This window comes from Falsibacillus albus (assembly GCF_003668575.1).
Classification (GTDB): Bacteria; Bacillota; Bacilli; order Bacillales; family DSM-25281; genus Falsibacillus; species Falsibacillus albus.
The window spans coordinates 1-8298 of sequence record NZ_RCVZ01000024.1; the positions used below are offsets into that span (position 1 = coordinate 1).

Annotated in this window: 7 protein-coding genes; all 7 read left to right on the top strand. The window is 43.6% G+C overall.

The window, feature by feature from the left end:
• On the top strand, positions 1-241 hold a 241-nt coding region (locus tag D9X91_RS22975), incomplete at its 5' end, for a hypothetical protein (protein WP_233569881.1).
• Between the two features lie 101 nt (positions 242-342).
• Positions 343-1740 carry a DUF2252 family protein gene (locus tag D9X91_RS21105; RefSeq protein WP_158598382.1) on the top strand — a complete coding sequence of 466 codons (1398 nt, stop codon included), beginning with the start codon at positions 343-345 and terminating at the stop codon, positions 1738-1740.
• A 574-nt stretch (positions 1741-2314) separates the two neighbouring features.
• Positions 2315-4147, top strand: coding sequence for a methylmalonyl-CoA mutase family protein (locus D9X91_RS21115; RefSeq protein ID WP_121682639.1), 1833 nt, complete (start codon positions 2315-2317; stop codon positions 4145-4147).
• Positions 4134-6293, top strand: a complete 2160-nt coding sequence (gene scpA / locus D9X91_RS21120) for a methylmalonyl-CoA mutase (protein ID WP_121682640.1) — start codon at positions 4134-4136, stop codon at positions 6291-6293. The genes D9X91_RS21115 and scpA overlap by 14 nt, the downstream gene beginning before the upstream one ends.
• Position 6294: 1 nt before the next feature.
• Positions 6295-7326: a methylmalonyl Co-A mutase-associated GTPase MeaB gene (gene meaB, locus D9X91_RS21125; RefSeq protein WP_233569882.1), complete on the top strand. Its 1032-nt coding sequence runs from the start codon at positions 6295-6297 to the stop codon at positions 7324-7326.
• A gap of 204 nt (positions 7327-7530) precedes the next feature.
• A complete protein-coding gene (locus tag D9X91_RS21130; protein WP_121682642.1) occupies positions 7531-7968 on the top strand; it encodes a BrxA/BrxB family bacilliredoxin in 438 nt (145 codons plus the stop codon).
• A gap of 49 nt (positions 7969-8017) precedes the next feature.
• The coding region (locus tag D9X91_RS21135; protein ID WP_199738154.1) for a hypothetical protein at positions 8018-8298 on the top strand (281 nt) is incomplete at its 3' end.

Consider the following 8298-nt stretch of genomic DNA (forward strand, 5'->3'; position numbering starts at 1 on the left):
CTATGAACCTATGAATCCGATCAATTTGTCAGTTTGGAAGGCAGGCGGAGCGGAAAACCAGCTTCAAACGGTCATTTTAAAATTGAAATTGGAGGAGTTTTTTCTAATGAAAATTCGTAATATGATGTTGAATGGAGCGGAAGGTGCAAGCATAAAACCATTGGGGCCAAGGGAAATTTCCTTGGTCCGTTTGTTTTTTTACCTGCACTTTTTCTGTTATCGGGATAAACTCCATCAATAAAGGCTTAATGAAAACATTTACATTTCCTTAACTTCCACATAATATTCTTCCTTTAAACTGTAACCTGGTTAATCATTAATACTACAGAAGGAGGAAAAACATTGAAAAAAAGCATCATATTGACCTCAGCTCTTATAACATCCCTCATATCCATCAATGGAGCGAGTGCAGCGGATCAAACTGCTGCAAGGGAATCCAGTTTAAAACAGCAAATTCTGAACGCAAATTCTTTCATCACCGATTCTTCCATCAGGGATGAAAAATTTCAAGCAATGGAACAGTCGCCATTCGCCTTTTTCCGTGCAACCAATTATGTGTATTACTCTGATTTAGGGAATGGAGTCATCCCGATCCCTGCAGAATGGAAGTCGACACAGAATATTTCTACATGGATCGAAGGCGATGCTCATACAGACAATGTCGGTTTTTTTGATAATGACAAAGGTGAAGTGAAATTTGATTTGAATGATTTTGATGAATCGTACATTGCGCCATTTTATTGGGATTTAATCCGTTTTTCTACAAGTATTTTCCTTTTGTGTGATGAGACTCCAAACGTTTCACTTTCTGATCAGGAACGAAGTGATCTTGTTTCTTCATTCCTCCAAACGTATCAGGATACGTTAAAAGAAGTGAATGGGAACAGCAGTGAAACCTCTGTTCAACTTGATGAGGGGTACTTATCCAGCGGATTTGTCCAGGACCAGCTTAGGGATGCGAAAAGCTCTGATGATAAAGCGAAACTGCTTGACAAATGGACTGTGACAGGGAGCAGCGGCAGGACCTTTGACTTCTCCAATTCAGACTTGGCTCCGGTAAGCTCTGGAGACTATTCGGCGATCTCCGCAAACTGGAATGGATATAAATCTACTATTGACTCATTCGTCCAATCAAAACCTTCATCGTATTTTACGATAAAGGATATTGCAAGAAGGCTGCACTCTGGGCTGGGAAGCCTTGGAGTGGATAAGTATTACGTACTTATAGAAGGGGATAGCTCCTCTGCGGATGACGATGAAATCCTTGAAATCAAGGAGCAGCGATTACCTTCAATGTTTATGGAAGGAAGTCTTTCTCAAAGTACTTACGATTCAGAATTCACCAATCATGCACAAAGGTCTTCCATAGCGTATTTGGCTGAAGAAACAGAGGTGGACAACCACTTAGGTTATATGACCTTCAATAATAAATCGTTCCGCGTTAGAAGGATATCCCCTTGGAAGGAAGGAATCAAAGCAAAAGATTTTAACAGCAAGTCCGATTTAGAGGATTTCGTAAAATATTCTGCAAAAGCACTTGCTTATGCACATGCGAGGGCGGACAAAGATTACTCAACTAACTTCGTCGACTATAATTTTGAGCAGGGTGCACTTGACGCCATCGATGTATGGCCGCAATTCAAGACGAAGGTATTGGCATACAGCAGCGACTATTACCAACAGGTGAAGGCAGATTATTCACTGTATGAAGATTTAATGAATAACGGAGAAATAAAATAATAACCAGAAAGAACCCGGCATAAGCCGGGTTCTTTCGTTTAGGCTGCATCCTATGGAGCAGTAAGCAACTAGCCTTTTACCTAGATTGTTTTCTTCAGTCCGATTGCAGCCGTTGATGGAGAAATGGTGATAAGTGATGGAAATAACGCCGACTCTGATGGAGAAATTCATGGAAGTGATGGAATAAATCGCAGAAGTGATGGAAAAATCCTTAATTGTGAGGGAAACAGCATCTGCAAACGCTCCCCGGCACCGCTATGACCCTATGAAACCGGCCAATTTGTCAGTTTGGAAGGCTGACACCGCGGAAATCCAGCTCCAAACGGCCATTTTCTTTGAAACCTGGGAGAGTGTCAACAATAAAATGATGAAAAATCATCATATGATGTTGGTTGGAGCGGAAATCAGCCATGGAATACCTTCTAAATCGAAAATCCAAAGGAATAGATAATTGGCCCTTCATTTATTGTATAAAAGCACTTTTTTTTATATACTAAAATAGCAATATAGAAAAGATTTAGAATTTTCCTATTTAATTATGTAAACGATTTCAAGGGCGGAGGGGGAAGTGATTTTGCATATTGAAAAAATGAAATCTCAAAACTTCGAGCGCTTCAGTGTTGAAGATTGGAAAATGCTTGCAGAAAAAACACTAAAGGGGAAACCGGTTGAAGCGCTATTTTCCAAAACATATGAGAATGTTGATATAAAGCCTCTTTATACGGAAGTGGACCGTGATGAACATGTTGGAATCCCATCCTTTAAAGATAGAAACGAATGGTTTGTCTCACAGCGCATCCATTCATCAACCACCAGTGGATTGATTGAAAAAATGAAGAAATCCATCGAACGTGGACAGAATTGCAAGTCATTCAGTTTGAAAGATTTATCTTTGGACGACCAAGGAGCAGCGGCCTTTATTGAAGAGCTGCTGCAAGGAAATGATTATCCTATTTTTGCGACTGACGCAATTACGTTTGAAAGCCTATCTTCTACAATATGCAGGCAGCCATCATTATCAGGGGTTTTCGCTTTCGATATATGGTCTGAAAGTCTGTCATGCGGAAAGCAAATCCAAGCAAATTCAACGTCTTTCCAAGATTGGAAACAAAGGATTACGAATATAAAAGGTACGAATCCAAGACTGAAGACTATATTAATCAACACCACTCCATATCATCAAGCCGGAGCAAATGCAGTGCAGGAAATCGGCTATGCCATTTCAGAGGGTGTAGAGTATATCGAAGCATTGAGGGACGTTTGGACGATTGATGAAATTGTCAGCCGAATGGTATTTCACTTTTCCATCGGCAGCCAATATTTTTTGGAAATAGCCAAACTTAGGGCTTTCAAACAGCTCTGGATCAGTGTCTTGAACGCATATGGTGTAAAGGATCTTTCACAAGCATTGACGATCAGCGCAGAGGCTTCACTATTGACAAAATCATCCTTGGACCCTTATGTGAACTTGCTTCGATCAGGGACGGAGGCGTTCTCGGCAGTCATCGGCGGCGTGGATTATTTGCATATCCCTCCTTTTAATGAAGCATATGAGGAAACAAATGAATTTTCAGAGCGTATAGCAAGGAACATTCATTTTATCTTGAGAGATGAAGCTCATCTCAGCAGGGTAGTTGATCCCGGAAAAGGGTCTTATTTTATAGAATCATTGACGAAACAGCTGGGAACAGATGCCTGGCAGCTGTTTCTTGAACTGGATCAACAAGGCGGACTGCCGGCTGGATTGATGTCTGGACAAATCCAGGCAGAGGTTGAAGCGGTTCGAAATAGAAGGATGGAAGAACTTGAAGTAAGGAAAAAGCAAATGATCGGGACAAATATATATGCAAACCTGGAAGATAAAATATTTGCACCCACTCTACAAAATGTAATGGCCAAAGCATGGCCGGATGACTATGTCGATATCGTCCCTCTTCGTATTGAACGTCTTTCTGCTGCATTTGAAAGATTAAGGAATAAAACAAAAAAATTGCAGGATAAGGGCAAATGTCCGACTGCTGGTTTGATTGGGCTTGGCACGTTAAAAAGCCATAAACCACGGATGGATTTCGTTTCTGGATTTCTTGCCGTTGCTGGAATTGAATCGGTCAAGAGCAAAGAATGCCATGCCCCGGAAGATATCGAGGAATTTATCAATGTGAATGAATTTGATTACTGCGTGATTTGCGGCAGTGCCGAGTCATATACAGAATTTGCTGGAGAAACGGTCCGAATGCTAAAGCGGGTATGGCCAAATGCCGTCATTGACATTGCCGGTAAGCAGAACGAAGGGCAGATGGCTGAATGGGGGATTGATGGCTCCATTTACAATGAGCAAAACATCGTTGAAAAGCTGGAGTCCCTGCTTGAACTTTGGGAGAGGGGAGAAAAAAATGAAAAAGCCTGATTTTAAAAACATACATCCATTTCCTTCTAGTGTAAAAGGGTCAGAATTTAAAAATAGGGATACTCATCTTTTTGAAACGAATGAATCCATCTCCGTCAAATCCCATTACTTCGGAAATGATTCGGAAAAAGTCGATCATAACGAGGATATGCCGGGGCTTCCACCATATACGAGAGGTCCATATCCGACCATGTATGTCAATCGTCCCTGGACGGTCCGCCAATATGCCGGTTTTTCAACGGCAGAGGAAAGCAATGCTTTTTATCGCAGAAATCTGGCGATGGGACAAAAAGGTCTATCCGTTGCCTTTGATCTGGCGACCCATCGAGGATATGATTCCGATCATCCAAGAGTGGTAGGGGATGTGGGAAAAGCCGGAGTGGCAATCGACTCGATATTGGATATGAAAATATTATTCGACGGAATTCCTTTGGATCAGATGTCCGTGTCGATGACGATGAACGGTGCCGTCCTTCCCATCATGGCATTTTACATTGTGGCCGCGGAGGAGCAAGGTGTAGCGAAAGAACATCTGGCAGGCACGATCCAAAATGATATTTTGAAAGAATACATGGTAAGGAACACATATATCTATCCTCCGAAAATGTCGATGAAAATCATCGCGGATATTTTCGAATATACATCCAAGTATATGCCGAAATTCAACAGCATCAGTATATCAGGCTATCATATGCAAGAGGCAGGGGCGACAGCGGATATTGAGCTTGCCTATACATTGGCAGATGGTCTTGAATACGTAAGGACAGGTCTTGGTGCGGGAATTGGCATCGATTCATTCGCCCCGAGATTATCGTTTTTTTGGGCGATCGGAATGAACTATTTTATGGAGGTGGCCAAGCTTCGTGCTGCCAGAAGAATTTGGGCGAAGATGATGAAGACCTTTTCACCTGAAAACCCGAAAACGATGGCATTGAGGACTCATTCGCAAACTTCCGGCTGGAGCCTGACGGAGCAGGATCCGTTCAATAATGTCACGAGAACATTGATCGAAGCGCATGCTGCAGCAATGGGGCATACCCAGTCGCTGCATACGAATGCACTGGATGAAGCGATTGCACTCCCTACCGATTTCTCTGCGCGCATCGCCCGGAATACTCAATTGTACCTTCAGGAAGAAACGGGTATAACCGATGTGATCGATCCATGGGCAGGTTCTTATTATGTCGAATCACTCACACATGATTTGATGGAAAAAGCGTGGGAGCATATTGAGGAAATCGAAAGCTTGGGAGGCATGACCAAAGCGATTGAAACAGGACTTCCGAAAATGAGAATTGAAGAAGCTGCCGCTAAAAGGCAGGCGATGATCGATTCAGGGAAAGAGTCAATCATCGGGGTCAACCGATATCGATTGGATAAAGAAGACCCGATCGAAACGCTGGATATCGATAATACTGTCGTAAGAGAAAAACAAATTGCAAGACTCCAATTATTGAAATCCGAACGGAATGATGAAGAAGTGTCACTGGCACTTCAAAAGCTGACTGAAGCCGCAGCAACCGGACAAGGGAATTTGTTGGAGTATGCTGTAAATGCTGCGCGCGCGAGGGCAACCATCGGTGAAATTTCGGATGCGGTCGAAGCGGTCAGCGGCAGGCATAAAGCTGTCATCCGCTCTATCAGCGGGGTTTACAGCACAGCTTTTTCCAATGAAGAAGAAATAACGGCCGTTCAGGAAATGACGAATGATTTCCTTGAGAATGAGGGGAGAAGACCAAGGATCCTGATTGCAAAAATGGGTCAGGATGGACATGACAGAGGAGCCAAGGTCATTGCCACAGCCTTTGCCGATTTAGGATTCGATGTAGACATCGGCCCTTTATTCCAAACACCGAAGGAAACGGCTCAGCAAGCAGTTGAAAATGATGTGCACGTCATTGGGGTAAGTTCACTTGCAGCCGGGCATAAAACACTTTTGCCTCAACTCATCGAAGAATTGAGAGGATTGGGACGCGAGGATATTTTGGTCGTCATCGGAGGCGTCATTCCCGCCCAGGACTATGCCTACTTGTATGAAAAAGGGGCTTCTGCCATTTTTGGACCTGGCACGGTCATTCCGGTCGCTGCTCAAAAGGTGATCGAAGAAATCTACCGCAGACTTGGCTATGAGGAAGTGCAGGTATAACATGAACGACAAAAAGTCCGGAGCCAAATTCAAAAAAGTGAAGGCAAATGATATGAAGATCGATGAGATTGTCGGTGGTGTCATTCAAGGTGATCGATCACTTTTAGCAAGGGCAATCACCTTGATCGAAAGCAATGCACCGCACCATTTTGAACGAGCCCAGGAAATGTTGAACAACTTACTGCCCCACGCAGGGAAATCCATTCGCATTGGCATTACTGGTGTTCCGGGAGCGGGGAAAAGCACATTCATAGAAGCTTTTGGACAAATGCTATGTGAAAAAGGGCATCGTGTCGCGGTATTGGCGGTTGATCCGAGTTCTACCATGACAGGAGGAAGCATCCTGGGAGATAAAACAAGGATGGAGAACCTTGTCAAGCACCCCAATGCTTTTGTCAGGCCATCTCCTTCCGGTGGCACCCTTGGCGGCGTCCACCGCAAAACGCGTGAAACGATTGCTCTCTGTGAAGCTGCAGGGTATGATGTCATCCTTATTGAAACAGTCGGTGTCGGTCAAAGCGAAGTCATCGTAAGGGGCATGGTCGATTTCTTCATGCTGCTTGTCTTGACGGGGGCAGGTGATGAGCTTCAAGGGATGAAAAAAGGAATCATGGAACTGGCAGATGCAATTGTTGTCAATAAAGCAGATGGAGATAATCTCAGCAGGGCATTGAAAACAAAGTCTGAATATAATCAAATCCTTCATTTTTTGCAGCCCGCCACAAAAGGCTGGGAGACAGAGGCATATACATGTTCATCGCTACAAGGTGATGGCATCGAAGATATGTGGAACGTCATTGGCAAATTCGTCACGGAAACAACGAAGAGCGGGGGCTTTCAAACCCGAAGGAAAACTCAGGCGAGGGAATGGCTGAATTCATCGATTGCAGATCAGTTGCATCAGCATTTTCTGCAGAATCAAGCCGTAAAAGATATTTTGCCGCAGATCATGGAAGATGTGATGGAAGAGAAACGAACTGTTTCAAGTGCGGTCGAATTGTTATTTGCTAAATATACTGGACGAGGGTTTTAGACCAAAAAAAAGGGATAGCGTGTTGCCGCTATCCGAGACATCTAGGGAGTTTAGGGGTATGGATCTAGATGTATTATTATTGTACCCGCATGAATTGGAATTAAACCCATTTACTATAAAAAAATTAAAAAATCGAATATAATGGTTGGAGAGCTGCCTGACTTGTTATGATGATGGGGCAGCAAGGATTTTTCAGAAGGAGCGATTCACATGGATTTCAATTTATTTATGAATGATGTTGTCAGACAAGCGCGCCAGGAAATGGAAACCGCCGGCTATACACAGCTGAAAACTGCCGAGGATGTAGAAGAGGCATTCGCCAAAGAAGGCACAACCCTCGTCATGATTAACTCAGTATGCGGATGTGCAGGCGGGATTGCACGCCCTGCCGCAGCAAATGCCATTCACTTTGATAAGCGTCCTGACAACCTGGTGACGGTCTTTGCCGGACAAGATAAAGAAGCTACAGCAAAAGCGAGAAGCTTTTTTGTCAATTATCCGCCTTCATCACCATCCTTTGCACTCATGAAAGACGGCAAGCTTTGCACGATGGTGGAACGCCATGAAATCGAAGGACATGATCCGATGTCCGTCGTAAATAAGCTTCAGCAATATTTTGATGAATATTGTGAAGAAGTTTAATCGGTTGCTTTAAAGCCTTCAGGCTCCCTTGGGGAGTTTGGAGGTTTTTTTGGATTTTTCCAGTGAAGGGAACCAGATTGCTATTCTGATGCCCATCAATGTGGATTTTTTTTGTGAAGGGAACCAGATTCCGATTCTGATGCCCGTCAACGTGGATTTTTCCAGTGAAGGGAATCAGATTGCGAATCAGCTGCCCGTCAACGTGGATTTTTCCAGTGAAGGGAATCAGATTGCGAATCAGATGCCCGTCAATATGGATTTTCTTTGTGAAGGGAATCAGATTGCGAATCAGATGCCCGTCAACGTGGATTTTTCCAGTGAAGGGAATCA

Bases quoted from the DNA above. Each gene is read 5' to 3' on its own strand.
- scpA (WP_121682640.1), top strand. From the start codon at position 4,134: ATGAAAAAGCCTGATTTTAAAAACATACATCCATTTCCTTCTAGTGTA.
- meaB (WP_233569882.1), top strand. From the start codon at position 6,295: ATGAACGACAAAAAGTCCGGAGCCAAATTCAAAAAAGTGAAGGCAAAT.